This window comes from Brevibacillus sedimenti, from assembly GCF_020923495.1.
Taxonomy (GTDB): Bacteria; Bacillota; Bacilli; order Brevibacillales; family Brevibacillaceae; genus Brevibacillus; species Brevibacillus aydinogluensis.
Window position 1 is genome coordinate 2,874,971 of sequence record NZ_CP064048.1, and the last position, 14,917, is coordinate 2,889,887.

Below are 14,917 nucleotides of genomic sequence, written 5' to 3' on the forward strand. Positions count from 1 at the left end.
GAAATCCGCTGTTGCCTTCCATGTGAATATTTTCCTGTTTGATTGGTCAGAATAAAACCATGAATGGAGGGAAGGGAATGCTATGAAAAGGACGCTGAATCTGGGTCTGTCTGTGCTCATCACATGTGTTGCTTTCTTTTCTCCAATGGCGGCGGCAGCCAATGAAAAACCCGCCCCCGATCAAAAGGAGATGAATTTCGCGCCGCACGCGACGTCCGCCATCTTGATGGAAGCGGATACGGGCACCGTTCTGTTCGAGAAAAACGCGCATGAAAAACTGCCTCCGGCCAGCATCACCAAAGTGATGACGCTGCTGCTGATCATGGAAGCGCTGGATCGAGGCGAGATCAAGCTGACCGACAAGGTTCGCACCAGCGAACGGGCGGCGTCGATGGGGGGCTCACAAATCTTTTTGCAGCCCGGAGAAGAAATGACCGTCGAAGACATGATCAAGGGTATCGCAATCGCGTCCGGCAATGACGCCTCTGTCGCCATGGCCGAGCATCTGGCCGGCACAGAAGAGGCATTCGTGGCCCGGATGAACGAGCGGGCCAAGCAGCTCGGCATGAAGAATACCCATTTTGTGAATTCCAACGGTCTGCCGGCCCCCAATCATTACTCCTCGGCGATGGACATTGCGATTATGTCCCGCGAGCTGTTAAAACACGAACTGATTACCAAATATACCGGGACCTATCAGGACTATTTGCGAAAAGACACGGACAATCCGTTCTGGCTGGTCAACACCAACCGCCTCGTCCGGTTTTACGAAGGGGTGGACGGGCTGAAGACAGGTTACACCAGCGAAGCGAAATACTGCCTGACGGCAACTGCCAAGCGCAACAACATGCGGGTGATCGCCGTCGTGATGGGAGAACCCGATACCAAGACGCGCAATGCGGAAGTGGCCACGCTGTTCACCTACGCGTTTACCCACTTCCAGGTGCAGCCGGTCTATAAAAAGGGAGAAGTGGTGCAGCCGATCACCGTGGACAAGGGAAAGCTGCCGCAGGTCAATGTCATTACACCGCAAGCGGTCAGTCTGCTGATGAAGCGGGGCGAATCGCCTGATCACTACACCAGGGAGGTCGTCCTGAATCAGACGGTAAATGCGCCCATCAGCAAAGACCAGGTTGTCGGTCACATCTTCATCCGAAACAAGGAAGGCAAAGAAGTAAGCCGTATTGATCTCTATCCGGAGCAATCGATAGAGAAGGCAGGCATGTGGGAGATTCTCAAGCGAACCACAAAACACGTCTTGATTGGCTATTGAACTGTCAGCACGATCGCGAAAAGAATCGAGTTGCCACGAATGTGACCTTCGGCTGCTCGATTTTTTTGTTCTTTTGTCGCATGGCAGGAAATGGAACACGCCGGACAGAAAAGAGAGAGAACTACGGGATGAAGGAGAGTGTGTCAGCCATGAGTCTACGCATCGCCACGGAGACCAAGCAGGACGTGCTGGTCGTCCGTTTGCAGGGAGAACTGGATCACCACACGGCGGAAGAGTTGCGCAGCACGGTGGATGGGATTCTGCGCAATACGCATATACGCCACATCGTACTCAGTCTGGCCGATTTGGCGTTCATGGACAGCTCTGGCATCGGAGTCATTCTCGGCCGTTACAAGCAAATATCTGCCCGCTCCGGCGAAATGGTCGTATGTTCGATCAATCCGACCATCTACCGGATTTTTGAGATGTCAGGCCTGTTCAAGGTGATCAAGTTCCGCGAAAGCGAAGCGGAAGCGCTGCATGTACTGGGGGTGGCGTAAGATGACCACGCGCAATTTCATGACGGTCTCGTTTGCTGCCCTGAGCCAAAACGAAGCGTTTGCCCGTGTGGCCGTCGCATCGTTCATCTCGCAATGGGATGTGACGGTCGAAGAGTTGGAAGAGATCAAAACGGTTGTGTCCGAGGCTGTTACCAACGCGATCATTCACGGGTACGAGGAAAACGCTGAAGGCGTGGTCCGCATCTCTGTCAGCATCGAAGACGGCCTGGTCGATCTGCTGGTAGAAGACCAGGGCAAAGGCATCGAGGACGTCGATCTGGCCATGCAGCCGCTCTACACCAGCAAGCCGGAACTGGAACGCTCCGGAATGGGCTTTACGATCATGGAAAATTTCATGGACACACTGGAGGTGGTGACCGCCGTCGGAAAAGGAACCACCGTTCGCCTGACCAAACGCCTTTCGTGTGCCAAAGCCTTGCAAAATTAGGGGTAGTGCCAATGGGTGCCGATATCAAAAATGCCAGTCAGCCTTTTCTGACCAATGATCAAGTGAAGGAATTGATTGCCAAGAGCCAGAAGGGAGATGCTGAAGCCCGCGAGCTGCTCGTCAACAGCAACATCCGGCTGGTGTGGTCGGTCGTCCAGCGCTTTATCAACCGCGGCTACGAGGCGGACGACCTGTTCCAGATTGGATGCATCGGCTTGCTGAAGGCCGTGGACAAGTTTGACCTGGCGTACGACGTCAAATTTTCCACCTACGCCGTGCCGATGATCATCGGGGAAATTCAGCGGTTTTTGCGCGACGACGGGACGGTCAAGGTGAGCCGCTCTCTCAAGGAGACGGCCAACAAGGTGCGGCGGGCAAAAGACGAGCTGTATAAAACGTACGGCCGGGCGCCGACCATTTCGGAAGTGGCGGAGGCTGTGGGCATTACGCCGGAAGAGGTGGTGCTGGCTCAGGAAGCGAGCAGGGCGCCGTCGTCGATTCACGAGACGGTGTTTGAAAACGACGGTGATCCGATTACGCTGATTGACCAGATTGCCGATGAAGGCGTCAACCGATGGTTTGAAAAAATTGCGCTGAAGGACGCTATCAGCCGGCTGAACGAGCGGGAGCAGCTGATCGTCTATCTGCGCTACTACAAGGATCAGACCCAATCGGAAGTGGCAGAGCGGCTGGGCATCTCGCAAGTGCAGGTGTCGCGGCTGGAGAAGCGCATCTTGCAAACAATCAGGGACCAGATTGAGCAGTAAGCTCGTCTGGTCTTTTTTTATGCGCGATAAAGTGTGAGGCTGCAACTGCATGATAGGACCGGCAAACGGCGCATACTAGCGAAAGATCGGCAGGGCACAAAGGAGGGGTGGACGTGCAAGAACCTTTGTATCTGCGACTGCGAAAACGGCTGTCTGTCAAACCGCAGGCGGTGATCACCCTGGGAGACATCTGCCAGCTCTACTGGGACGGGGAACGGGAGAAGGCATTAGCGAGAATGCCTGTCTATCGCGTGCAGCCGGAAGACGGCGATCTGATCATCATCGACATCATGCAGGTGATTCGCAAGATCCGGACCGCCTACCCGGAAACCCCGCTGGAGATTCAGGGAGCGGCGCAAATCATCGTGGAAGTGCTCAACCCGCGGAAACGGCCCAAGCTGGTGCTGGTAGCCGCAGTATGGCTGCTGCTGTTTGTCGGGTCGGGTCTGGCGATCATGAACTTTCATACGGACGTGAGCATGCTGCAGGTTCATCAGCGGATCCACTACCTGATCACCGGGCAGGCGAGCGAGCAGCCGCTGTGGCTGCAAATCCCCTATTCGATCGGAATCGGACTGGGGATGATCCTGTTTTTTAATCATTTGTTTAAAAAACGGATTACAGAAGAGCCCAGTCCGCTGGAAGTGGAGTTGTTCATGTATCAGCAAAGCCTGGATCAGTATTACATCCAGCACGAAAACAAGGAAAACGAGCGGACCAAGACATGAACGTCTGGCACTATCTGCTGCTGGTGCTGATCGGACTGGGAGGGGGAGTGGCCGTCGGCAGCGGATTCGTCGCCTTTATCACCGTGCTGGACATCATTCCGCGGCTGGCGCAGCTGACCAATGCCAAGCGCTACATTCAGGCGCTGGAATGGGCGCTCGTGGCCGGTGCCCTATTTTTTACCTTGGCTGACTTTTTTCAATGGGTGGCGCGTCTGCCGCTGGTGATCACTTCCCTGTACGGCATCATCGCCGGCGTGTTCGTGGGCATGCTGGCGGCGGGATTGACCGAGGTGCTGAACGTGTTTCCGATCTTGGCGAAAAGGCTGAACGTGGACGATAAGCTGATTGTCCTGCTGATGGCGATGGTGTTCGGAAAGATTGGCGGTTCACTGCTGCAGTGGCTGTTTCACTTGTAATCGCGCACTATGATGGAAAACACATCCATTCATAGAAGTGAATCGTAATTGGAATCATATGGATATGCCATATGCATGCGGTCAGGAGTGGCAGCACTGCACTTATGAATCAATAAGGAGTGATCAAGGTGGGGACCAAGACGAAAACGTCCAATTCGATGCCCATGACGAAGCAACTGTATCAGCAACAGGCGGCCAAATACCAGCCAAAGCGAAACGTCCTGCTCAATTCGCTGCGCGCCTTTTGGGTAGGCGGGACGATCTGCCTCTTGGGACAAATCTTGCAGAACATGTATATCAGCTTTTTCGGATTTACCGAAAAAACAGCAAGCAATCCGACCGTGGCCACCCTGATTTTTTTGTCCGTGCTGCTGACCGGCCTGGGCATCTACGACAACATCGGCCAGTATGCGGGAGCCGGCTCTGCAGTGCCGGTAACCGGGTTTGCCAATTCGATCGCCTCTGCCGCGATTGAGCATCGCAGCGAGGGATATGTGCTGGGGGTCGGCGGCAACATGTTCAAGCTGGCCGGTTCCGTCATCGTGTTTGGCGTGGTGGCCGCCTTTGTCGCGGGCATCTTGAAGACACTCTGGAAGATGTTCACGTAAGGGGGGACGTATCGTGGGCAGCCAAGCAGGGGAATTCCGGGTTAGCCGGCAAACCTGGCAGTTCACCAGGGACGTGCGGCTTGTGTCTTCGGCGACTGCGGTCGGCCCCAAGGAAGGGGAAGGGCCGCTTGGGACCTATTTTGACAAGGTATACGACGACATGTATGCCGGCCAGGATTGCTGGGAGGATGCAGAGCGTCAATTGATGGAGGATGCGGTGCAGCTTGCTCTGGACAAGGCGGGGCTGACCGAACAGGATGTCGACGTGATCATCGCCGGTGACCTTTTAAACCAAAACATTACGACCAACTTCACGGCAGAGCAGCTGGCCATCCCGCTCATGGGCATGTACGGCGCTTGTTCCACCTCCATGCTCACTCTGGCGAACGCGGCAGCGCTGGTGAACGCCGGCTACGTCAACCGGGCGATTGCCGCCTGCAGCAGCCACAACGCGACAGCCGAGCGTCAATACCGCTATCCGACCGAGTACGGCGGACAAAAGCCGCCGTCTGCCCAGTGGACCGTGACGGGAGCGGGGGCGGGACTGGTCGGTATCGGCGGAAACGGGCCGCGTATTACCTATGCGACCATCGGCAAAGTGGTGGACATGGGAGTGAAGGACCCGTTTGACATGGGGTCGGCGATGGCGCCCGCTGCCGTCTCTACCTTGCAGACTCATTTCTCCGACACCGGCCGAACTCCGCGCGATTACGATTTGATCGTCACGGGTGACCTGGCATCGGTCGGGTATCCAATCGTCAAGGAATGGATGCAGCGGGAAGGGTATGACATGGAAGGCGTATACAACGACTGCGGCTTAATGGTGTACTCACCCGAACAGGAGGTGTTCGCGGGCGGCAGCGGCTGTGCCAGCAGTGCTGTGGTCACCTACGGCTACATCGTCGACCAGCTGAACAAAGGGCTGCTGAAAAAAGTGCTGGTGTGTGCCACCGGCGCGTTGTTAAGCCCGGTCAGCTACCAGCAGGGCAATTCCATCCCGTGCATCGCCCACGCCGTGGCGTTGGAAGGAGGAGAAGCGTAATGGAATACCTCATCGCATTCGTGGTGGGCGGATTGATCTGCGTCGTGGGCCAACTGCTCATGGATGTCGCCAAACTGACTCCCGCCCATGTCATGAGCACGCTGGTCGTCTCCGGTGTCGTTCTGGACTTCATCGGCGTGTACGACAAGCTGATCGACTTTGCCGGCGCCGGAGCCACTGTGCCGATCACCAGCTTTGGCCATGCGCTGTATCACGGAGCGATCAGCGAAGCGGAACAACACGGACTGATCGGCGTCATCACCGGTATATTCGAGGTTACCAGCGCCGGGATTTCTGCGGCGATTGCGTTTGGCTTTTTGGCATCACTTGTCTTCAAACCCAAAGGCTGAAATACCGATGCAGCGGGACGGTGATCCTCATGGGCGGACAACGGCGAAAAGTCATTCTGGTGACCGACGGTGATCACGTCGCGCAAAAAGCGGTAGAGGCCGTAGCACGTCAGATCGGCGGCCGCGCCATTTCCCTGTCAGCGGGAAATCCCACGCCTCTGTCCGGCAAGCAGATCGTGGAACTGATCAAAACGGCTGCCTCCGATCCGGTGCTGGTCATGTTTGACGACAACGGCGACGTCGGACGTGGCCAGGGCGAACGGGCACTCGAATACGTGGTCCGGCATCCCGATATAGAGGTCCTGGGCGCCATCGCCGTCGCCTCCAACGCCAAAGGGGTGAGGGGGGCGTCAGTGAAGGTCTCGGTGGACAACCGGGAGCGGATTGTAGACGAGGCAGTGGACAAGAATGGTTTTCCCGATGACTCGCTGGAAAACCGCATCTACGGAGATACGGTTGACGTCCTCAACGAGCTGCAGGTGCCCAACATCATCGGCATCGGGGACATCGGCAAGATGCAGGGCAGGGATCACCTGCACAAGGGGTGCCCGGTCACATTGAGAGCGGTGAAATGGATACTGGAAAGGAGCGGTTCCCATGGCACAGAAAGTCGCGACGAAACGGCGCCCCATCTCGGAATTCGTGGACGAGAACAAGGAGTATCTGAATGAAAAGCTGGGGGTGGGGGTCAGTTTTGATGTGGGTGTGCACGAGTTTACCGTGGGCGGCACGCGTCTCCTGCTGTACTACATAAACGGCTTTGCCAGTTCCGACATCGTCGTTCAGGTAATGCGCGACCTGAACGATTTGCGGGAGCGGGACATGCAGTCCAACGTACTCGAACATTTGTACCACAAGTACATCCCGTTTTTTCAGTTGACCAAAGTGTCCACCACCGACGAGTTTTTAGACAAGCTCCTCGTGGGCCAGGTGGGAATTATCATCGACCGGTCGACGGAAGCGATCATTATGGACGCCAAGGAACTGCCCACGCGTCAGCCGGAAGAGCCGGATACGGAGCGAATCGTCCGCGGCGCCCACGACGGGTTTACGGAAACGCTGGTGACCAACACCGCTCTGACGCGGCGGCGGATTCGGGACGAACGGCTGCGTTTTGAAATCATGCAGATTGGGGAGCGGACCAAAACCGACGTGGCTCTCGCCTACCTGAAGGATGTGGCCAACGAGGGATTGATCCAGAAGCTGAGACAGCGTCTGCAAAATATCCAGATTGACGGTATTCCGATGGCGGAAAAAACCGTGGAGGAATTCATCATCGGCAAAACGCTGAACCCGTTTCCCCTCGTCCGCTATACGGAGCGGCCGGACGTGGCGGCGGTTCATCTGCTGGAGGGACACGTACTGATCTACGTGGACACGTCGCCGAGCGTCATGATCACGCCCGCCACCTATTTTCATCACGTCCAGCACGCCGAGGAGTATCGCCAGACCCCTGTCGTCGGTGCCTATCTGCGCTGGGTACGCTTTTTTGGAATCTTCGCCTCTGTCTTTCTGCTGCCAGTCTGGCTGCTGCTGGCGATGCACCCTTCGATGATACCGGATCAGCTTGCCTATATCGGCATTAAGAAAAAGGCGGAAATTCCGCTCTTGGGGCAGTTTGTCCTGGCGGAATTGGGACTCGATCTGATGCGGATGGCGGCGATTCACACGCCGCAGCCGCTGTCAATCGCGATGGGCTTGCTGGCGGCGATTCTGGTGGGGGAAGTAGCGATCAAGGTGGGGCTGTTCGCGCCTGAAGTGATCCTCTACCTGGCGGTGGCCGCCGTCGGCATGTTTGCCACCCCCAGTTATGAACTGGCGCAGGCCAATCGGCTTGTCCGCCTCTTCCTCATCCTGATGGTCGGCTTCTTTTCCACGGCCGGACTGATGATTGGGCTGACCGTCGTTCTGGTGGGATTGGCCGCCACCCGCTCGCTGGATACCCCGTACCTCTGGCCGTTTATTCCGTTCAACTACAAGGCGATGAAGGACGTGGTGATCCGCATGGCCGTGCCGATGAAAAACAAGCGGCCGAGCATTGTCCGTTCCTCCGACTCGTCACGGCAGTAGACTGCCGGGGAATTTTCTGACAATTAAGCCCTAACCCATTGTCAAACGCACTTTATTGTAGTAAATTGAATGGTAAGCCTCGGATGCTAGGTGGTTACGGCAACTGGCCAATTGCGCTCAGTTGCCTTTATGTATAAAGACACAACGCAACCGCACGGTATGCAGCAGGAGATTGGAGAGGATTTGGGGATGTTTTTGCACGGGACCAGTCGAGTAAACGAACGGGGACATTTGGAAATAGGCGGCTGTGACGTCACGGAGCTGGCTGTTCGGTACGGGACGCCATTGTACGTGTACGATGAAGCGCTGATTCGCAGCAAATGCCGGGCGTACATGGAGGCGTTCCGCCAGTCCGGGTTCCGTTTTCAGGTCGCCTACGCAAGCAAGGCGTTTTGCACCATGGCCATGTGCAAGCTGGTGGAGGAGGAAGGGCTGTCGCTCGACGTCGTCTCCGGCGGCGAATTGTACACCGCCCTGCAGGCCGGGTTTCCCGCCGAGCGGATTCACTTCCACGGCAACAATAAATCATTGGAAGAGATTACGATGGCGTTGGATGCCGGCATCGGCTGTTTCGTCGTCGACAATTTTTACGAGCTGGACATCCTCCGGCAGTTGGGCGAGGAGCGAAATGAGAAGGTGGCGGTGCTCCTGCGCGTGACGCCCGGTGTAGAGGCGCATACGCACGAATACATTTCCACCGGCCAGCAGGATTCCAAATTCGGGTTTGATGTCAAGAGCGGGCAGGCATTGGACGCGATCAAGCAGGCCCACGAAAGCGACTGGCTGAACCTGCTCGGCGTACACAGCCATATCGGCTCACAAATCTTCGAGACGGACGGCTTTATCATCGCCGTTGAGCGACTGGCAGAACTACTTCTGGAAGCAAAAGAGCGGTTTGGCTATCTTCCGCAAGTGCTGAACGTTGGCGGCGGCTTCGGCATCCGCTATGTGGAGGGGGACACGCCGCTTCCGCCAGAGGAGTACGTCAAAGCAATCACGACAGCCGTGCGGCAGGAACTGACTGCCCGTGACATCCCGCTGCCGGAGCTGTGGATCGAACCGGGCCGCAGCATTGTCGGAGAGGCAGGCACCACGTTGTATCGCATCGGCTCTCGCAAGGAGATTCCTGACGTGCGCAAATACCTGGCCGTGGACGGCGGGATGACCGACAACCTGCGGCCGGCGCTGTACCAGGCCCAATACGAGGCGGCTGTCGCCAACCGCATGAACGAACCGGCGACAGAACAGGTCTCGATTGCGGGCAAATGCTGCGAGACGGGGGACATGCTGATCTGGGATGTTACGCTGCCGCCGGCACAAGCGGGCGACATCCTGGCTGTCACCAGCACTGGCGCTTACGGCTACGCCATGGCCAACAACTACAACCGGATTCCGCGCCCTGCGGTCGTCTTTGTCAAGGACGGCGAAGCGCAGCTGGTGGTGAAGCGGGAGAGCTTCGCCGATCTGATCCGTCACGACCTGCTTCCCACATGTGCTGAAGTGCTGCGCTAAGACAGCAGCGGAAGAGATTGGACGAGGGAAGTGCAGCGTGGTAAAATGGGGGCGTTATGACTCTTCCCACGTCTGGAGGCAATAGAATGAAAAAAGCGTTGATCACCATGGAAAACGGCAACCAGATCGAGCTGGAACTGTTCGATCAGGAAGCGCCGGGAACAGTGGCCAATTTTGAAAAACTGGCAAATTCGGGATTCTACAACGGCCTGACGTTCCACCGCGTCATCCCCGGATTCGTGGCGCAGGGCGGATGCCCGTACGGCACAGGAACCGGCGGTCCGGGCTACACCATCAAGTGCGAGACCGAAGGCAATCCGCACAAGCATCTGCGCGGCTCCCTGTCGATGGCGCACGCGGGCAAGGATACGGGCGGAAGCCAGTTCTTCATCTGCTACGACTCCTTCCCCCACCTGGACGGCGTTCATACCGTTTTCGGCCGCGTGACGAAAGGCATGGAGCACGTGGATGCGATCAAGCAAGGCGACAGAATGGAAAAAGTGGAAGTGTTCGCTGAATAGCGGCAAGGGAGCATATCCGTTGCATTCATCAAATCCCCTCGCGGTGGACTGCGGGAAACGCCCAGGTGCGTATAGGGCGAAGCCAGTCTGCCGGAGGGGATTTTGTGCTGCTTGTCGATAGAGCCCCGTTCTCCCATGCACTCGGGGTTGTATCCCTCCCAGTCTGCTGGTATGCTAGAAGATAGCGATTTTTTCGGAGGAGAACGGAATGGACTTTTCGGATCTGTTTCATTTTGAGTGGGAAACGGTGCCGTTTCGCTTGATTGCGTTCGTCATCGCCTTTACGCTGCACGAGTGGGCGCACGCCTACGTGGCCTGGAAGCTGGGGGATGACACGGCCAAGCGGGAAGGGCGTCTGACGCTCAATCCGATTCCCCACATTGACCCATTCGGGCTGATTTTGATTTTGTTCGGACCGTTTGGCTGGGCCAAGCCCGTGCCGATCAATCCACTGCAATTCCGCGGCAACAAACGGCTGGGGATCGTCTACGTGTCGGCGGCCGGCCCGCTGATCAACCTCGTGCTGGCTGTTTTCTTCATGACGATCTACGGCTGGGTGATGAAGTCGTACATGTTGATGGGCATGCACGAAAAGGCTGCTATCGCCATTCATGAAACGCTGTTTAACTGCGTGCTCATCAACTGTGCGCTGTTCGTGTTCAACCTGCTGCCGATTCATCCCCTGGACGGCTCCAAAATCGTCCGGTTTCTATCGCCGCGCCGCTGGGACGGATTCTTTTACAAGCTGGAGGTATACGGACCGTGGCTTCTGCTGCTGCTCATCTTCCTGCCGGCGCTGCGGGGCCTGATTCTCAATACGCCGCTGAGCATGACCATCTCGTTGGTGGCAGATGCGGCTACCGCCATCTTATCGCTGTTCTAGCCAGTGGGAAACGAGGGAGTTACTTGTGTCATACAGCATCAAACTAGATTCCTTTGAAGGCCCGCTCGACCTGCTCCTGCACCTGATCGAAAAGGCGGAGGTAGACATCTACGATATCCCGATTGCGGAGATTACCGAACAGTATCTGGCGACGATCGACACGATGCAGCAGCTTCAGCTGGATGTGGCCAGCGAATTCGTCGTGATGGCGGCCACACTGTTGTCGATCAAAAGCAAAATGCTGCTGCCGCGCAAGGAAGAGCACGTGTTTCAACCGCTGTTGGACATGGACGTGGAAGAGGCAGACCCGCGGGAAGAGCTGGTGCAGCGGCTGCTCGAGTACAAACGGTACAAGCTGTTGGCCGATCAGCTCCGCGAGATGGAGACAGGGCGCAACCAGGTGTTTACGCGTCCGGCGGAAGACTTGTCTCCCTACGTCCGCGAAGAGGAGCAGACGATCAAGGACGTCACCCTGTACGACCTGCTGAGCGCACTGGAAAAGCTGGTGAAACGGGTCAAGGAGAAAGACCCGATTGCCAAGGTGTCGCGTGATGAAATTTCCATCAAGGACAGAATGCAGGACATCCGGCAGCTTTTGCGGGTGGGCGGCGGCATGATCCGCTTTTTTCAGCTTTTTTCACCAGGGGCGTCGCGTACGGAGATCGTCACCACGTTTCTCGCCCTGTTGGAGCTGATGAAGGCCAAACACGTTACCTGCGTGCAGCACAAGCTGTTTCACGACATCATGATCTGCGAGAATACGGAGAAAGGAGCCCAAGCTGATGGACTATGACAAGCTGAAGGGCGTCATCGAGGGCTTGCTGTTCATCTCGGGCGACGAGGGCATTGACGCCAAGCAAATCAGCGAGATTGTCGAAGTGCCGGAAGATACCATCGTCGATTTGATCGAGGACATGAAAGCAGATTTTCGCCGGGCGGGACGCGGCATTCAGATCGTGGAGGTGGCCCGCGCCTACCAACTGACCACCCTGCCGGAACACGCCCCCTATTTTGAACGGCTGGCCTCGTCGCCGAGCCAGTCCACATTGTCCCAGGCGGCGCTGGAGACGCTGGCAATCATCGCGTACAAGCAGCCTATCACCCGCTCGGAAATCGAGGAGATACGCGGCGTGAAGTGCGAAAAGGCGCTGAACACGCTGCTCTCCAAACAGCTGATCCGTGAAGCGGGCCGGGCGGAAGGCGTGGGGCGGCCGATCCTCTACGCCACGACCAAGGAGTTTTTGGAACATTTCGGGCTGCGGGAATTGAGTGATCTGCCTGAGCCGCCTGTCAACCTGAACATCGAGGAAGCCCGGATGGAGGCGTCCGCCCTGTTTGGAAAAGCGGAAGAGACGACAAACGACTAGCTAGTCGCCATCGGACAGTTTCGGTACTACCAAACGACTCGTCCCCATATACTGGTACAAACTGCCGGTACTACATTCGTTGGGGAGGACGTTATGAAGGTACGGAAAAAACTGTGCGGCGTGCTCGTCGTTTTTCTTTTTTGGCAGATATTTTTCATGCAGCAGCAGGTGGAGGCCGCAAACGGGTTCCCCGACGTCTCCGCGGAAGCGGCCGCCCTGATTGATGTGGCCAGCGGGCGCATCCTGTACTCCAAAAACGGAACGAAAAAAATGCGGATTGCCAGCCTGACCAAAACCATGACGGCGATTGTGGCAATCGAGTCGGGCCGGCTTTCGGACGTCGTGACCGTGCCGAAGGAAGCGGTCGGAGTGGAAGGCTCCTCCATCTACCTCAAGCAGGGCGAAAAGCTGAAGCTGGAAGAATTGCTGTACGGGCTGATGCTCCGCTCCGGCAACGACGCTGCCGTGGCCGTGGCCCATCACGTCGGCGGATCAGTGCCCGGTTTTGTCTACCTGATGAATGAAAAGGCGGCGCTGATCGGCATGACCCACACCAACTTCACCAATCCACACGGTCTCGACGACAGCAACCTGCACTATTCCACCGCAGAGGATATGGCCAAGCTTTCCGCCTACGCGCTGCGCAATCCGATCTTTCGCCAAATCGTCTCGACCAAGGTAAAGACCATTTCGTGGGAAGGGGAGAAATGGGACCGGCGCTTGCAGAACAAAAACAAGCTGCTGCATCTGTACAACGGCGCGGACGGAGTGAAGACCGGCTACACCAAGCTGGCCAAACGCTGTCTGGCTTCCTCCGCTACGCGGGACGGTCGGCAGCTGGCGGCCATTACGCTCAATGCGCCGGATGACTGGAATGACTCAATGAAGCTGTTGGACTGGGGGTTTGAGCACTTTGCCGTGAGCAAAGTCGTGGCCAAGGGGCAAACGATTCAGGCAAATGTTGCAGCAGAAGATCCATCGCTGCGTCTGGTGACGATCAACGAGTTTGCCTACCCGCTGCAAAACGGCGAAGCCGAACAGATCCGCACGAAAGTGGAACTGCTCCAGCCGTCCGTGACGAAGCGCATGATCGGCAGTCACGTCGGATTTTTGCAGGTGTATCTCGGCGACCAATTGATCGGCCGGGTGCCGCTCACCGTGCAGGATACCTCACCGGCCTGGACGCCCGGGCGGACGCGGACGTTCTGGGACCATGTCTGGGAGATTATGGCGGGAGGGATGTGGAGTGCTTAACGTCATCTGGCTCGCCCTGATCGTCGTCAGCATCGTCGTGGCCGCCGTCAACGGACGGCTGGATGCGGTTAATCAGGCAGCATTTGAAGGAGCCAAAACAGGGGTGACCGTCGCGTTCGGGCTGGTAAGCGTGCTGGCCTTCTGGATGGGCTTGATGCGCATCGCCGAGAAAGCGGGGCTGCTGGATGTGCTCGCCCGGCTGATGGCGCCGCTGATCAAGCGGCTGTTTCCCGACGTGCCCAACGGACATCCGGCCATGGCCTACATCTTGTCCAATATGAGCGCAAATCTGCTCGGGCTGGGCAATGCGGCCACGCCGATGGGACTGAAGGCGATGGAGGAATTGCAAAAACTGAATCCCGACAAACAGCACGCCACCCCGGCCATGTGCACACTGTTGGCGATCAACACGGCCAGCATTACCCTGATCCCCACGACGATGATTGCGATTCGCATGCAGTATGGCTCGGCCAATCCGGTCGAAATCGTGGGCACGACGCTCCTGGCGTCGTTCGGCGCTACGGCTGTCGCCCTGCTGCTGGATCGTTGGCACCGATACCGTCACACCCGCAGGCTGAGATAAAGGAGGGAAGCCGGCATGTACCAATGGGTTTCCCTGATTTCGTTGTGGGCCATTCCGGTCACGATCGCGTTCGTGCTGGTGTACGGCTGGCACAGGCGGATTCCCGTGTACGAGACGTTTGTCGACGGAGCCAAAGGCGGGCTGACCACGTCCATCCGCATCCTGCCCCATCTGATCGCGATGATGGTGGCTGTTACGATGTTCCGTGAATCCGGAGCGCTGGAACTGCTGCTCTCCGTCCTGAAACCGCTGCTCGAGGTACTGCACGTGCCGGAAGAGATCGTCCCGCTCGCGCTGCTTCGCCCGCTTACCGGCACGGGGTCGCTGGCGGTGGCCACTGACCTGATTGCTCAGTACGGACCCGATTCGTTTATCGGCAGGCTGGCCGCCACGATGCAGGGAAGCACGGATACCACGCTGTACGTGCTGACCGTCTACTTTGGCGCGGTCGGCATCCGCAATTCCGCCTACGCCCTGCGGGTTGGGCTGTGGTCAGATCTGGCGGGCGTCATCTTTTCGCTGTTGATCGTCTCCTACGTCTTTGGCTGAACCGTGATGCGCTGGTTGGAAAACTTCCCGGTCGAGGGAAGTTTTT

General features: G+C 57.3%; 19 protein-coding genes. All 19 read left to right on the forward strand.

The window, feature by feature from the left end:
• Nucleotides 1–82: 82 nt before the first annotated feature.
• The gene (locus tag IRT44_RS14095) at nucleotides 83–1,273 is read left to right on the forward strand and encodes a D-alanyl-D-alanine carboxypeptidase family protein (protein WP_171565559.1); all 1,191 of its coding nucleotides are present in this window, start codon (nucleotides 83–85) and stop codon (nucleotides 1,271–1,273) included.
• Between the two features lie 149 nt (nucleotides 1,274–1,422).
• On the forward strand, nucleotides 1,423–1,773 hold the full coding sequence (gene spoIIAA / locus IRT44_RS14100; RefSeq protein ID WP_171565558.1) for an anti-sigma F factor antagonist: 351 nt from the start codon (nucleotides 1,423–1,425) through the stop codon (nucleotides 1,771–1,773).
• Between the two features lies 1 nt (nucleotide 1,774).
• Entirely contained in the window at nucleotides 1,775–2,221 is a 447-nt protein-coding gene (spoIIAB, locus tag IRT44_RS14105; protein WP_171565557.1) for an anti-sigma F factor, read from the forward strand.
• An 11-nt stretch (nucleotides 2,222–2,232) separates the two neighbouring features.
• The gene (sigF, locus tag IRT44_RS14110; RefSeq protein ID WP_171565556.1) at nucleotides 2,233–2,988 is read left to right on the forward strand and encodes an RNA polymerase sporulation sigma factor SigF; all 756 of its coding nucleotides are present in this window, start codon (nucleotides 2,233–2,235) and stop codon (nucleotides 2,986–2,988) included.
• A 113-nt stretch (nucleotides 2,989–3,101) separates the two neighbouring features.
• A complete protein-coding gene (locus tag IRT44_RS14115; protein ID WP_171565555.1) occupies nucleotides 3,102–3,716 on the forward strand; it encodes a stage V sporulation protein AA in 615 nt (204 codons plus the stop codon).
• Nucleotides 3,713–4,132 (forward strand): stage V sporulation protein AB, encoded by a 420-nt coding sequence (locus IRT44_RS14120; RefSeq protein WP_171565554.1) that lies wholly within the window; start codon nucleotides 3,713–3,715, stop codon nucleotides 4,130–4,132. Before IRT44_RS14115 ends, IRT44_RS14120 begins: the two co-directional genes overlap by 4 nt.
• 128 nt (nucleotides 4,133–4,260) lie before the next feature.
• Nucleotides 4,261–4,740: a stage V sporulation protein AC gene (gene spoVAC / locus IRT44_RS14125; RefSeq protein ID WP_171565553.1), complete on the forward strand. Its 480-nt coding sequence runs from the start codon at nucleotides 4,261–4,263 to the stop codon at nucleotides 4,738–4,740.
• Nucleotides 4,741–4,753: 13 nt separating this feature from the next.
• On the forward strand, nucleotides 4,754–5,782 hold the full coding sequence (spoVAD, locus tag IRT44_RS14130; protein ID WP_230076868.1) for a stage V sporulation protein AD: 1,029 nt from the start codon (nucleotides 4,754–4,756) through the stop codon (nucleotides 5,780–5,782).
• Nucleotides 5,782–6,132, forward strand: coding sequence for a stage V sporulation protein AE (spoVAE, locus tag IRT44_RS14135; RefSeq protein WP_171565551.1), 351 nt, complete (start codon nucleotides 5,782–5,784; stop codon nucleotides 6,130–6,132). Before spoVAD ends, spoVAE begins: the two co-directional genes overlap by 1 nt.
• A gap of 29 nt (nucleotides 6,133–6,161) precedes the next feature.
• Nucleotides 6,162–6,803, forward strand: a complete 642-nt coding sequence (locus IRT44_RS14140; RefSeq protein ID WP_230076869.1) for a stage V sporulation protein SpoVABEA — start codon at nucleotides 6,162–6,164, stop codon at nucleotides 6,801–6,803.
• Nucleotides 6,730–8,202 carry a spore germination protein gene (locus tag IRT44_RS14145; RefSeq protein WP_171565549.1) on the forward strand — a complete coding sequence of 491 codons (1,473 nt, stop codon included), beginning with the start codon at nucleotides 6,730–6,732 and terminating at the stop codon, nucleotides 8,200–8,202. The genes IRT44_RS14140 and IRT44_RS14145 overlap by 74 nt, the downstream gene beginning before the upstream one ends.
• Before the next feature lie 189 nt (nucleotides 8,203–8,391).
• Complete coding sequence (gene lysA / locus IRT44_RS14150; protein ID WP_171565548.1) at nucleotides 8,392–9,714, forward strand: diaminopimelate decarboxylase; 1,323 nt, start codon at nucleotides 8,392–8,394, stop codon at nucleotides 9,712–9,714.
• A gap of 86 nt (nucleotides 9,715–9,800) precedes the next feature.
• Nucleotides 9,801–10,235 (forward strand): peptidylprolyl isomerase, encoded by a 435-nt coding sequence (locus IRT44_RS14155; RefSeq protein ID WP_029099542.1) that lies wholly within the window; start codon nucleotides 9,801–9,803, stop codon nucleotides 10,233–10,235.
• Nucleotides 10,236–10,443: 208 nt separating this feature from the next.
• Nucleotides 10,444–11,118: a site-2 protease family protein gene (locus tag IRT44_RS14160; protein ID WP_171565547.1), complete on the forward strand. Its 675-nt coding sequence runs from the start codon at nucleotides 10,444–10,446 to the stop codon at nucleotides 11,116–11,118.
• 25 nt (nucleotides 11,119–11,143) lie between these two features.
• Entirely contained in the window at nucleotides 11,144–11,911 is a 768-nt protein-coding gene (locus tag IRT44_RS14165) for a segregation/condensation protein A (RefSeq protein ID WP_212132038.1), read from the forward strand.
• A complete protein-coding gene (gene scpB / locus IRT44_RS14170) occupies nucleotides 11,901–12,485 on the forward strand; it encodes an SMC-Scp complex subunit ScpB (protein ID WP_171565545.1) in 585 nt (194 codons plus the stop codon). Before IRT44_RS14165 ends, scpB begins: the two co-directional genes overlap by 11 nt.
• 93 nt (nucleotides 12,486–12,578) lie before the next feature.
• A complete protein-coding gene (locus tag IRT44_RS14175; RefSeq protein WP_230076870.1) occupies nucleotides 12,579–13,739 on the forward strand; it encodes a D-alanyl-D-alanine carboxypeptidase family protein in 1,161 nt (386 codons plus the stop codon).
• Complete coding sequence (locus tag IRT44_RS14180) at nucleotides 13,732–14,322, forward strand: nucleoside recognition domain-containing protein (RefSeq protein ID WP_171565543.1); 591 nt, start codon at nucleotides 13,732–13,734, stop codon at nucleotides 14,320–14,322. The genes IRT44_RS14175 and IRT44_RS14180 overlap by 8 nt, the downstream gene beginning before the upstream one ends.
• Nucleotides 14,323–14,337: 15 nt before the next feature.
• Entirely contained in the window at nucleotides 14,338–14,871 is a 534-nt protein-coding gene (locus tag IRT44_RS14185) for a spore maturation protein (RefSeq protein WP_171565542.1), read from the forward strand.
• Nucleotides 14,872–14,917: the final 46 nt, after the last annotated feature.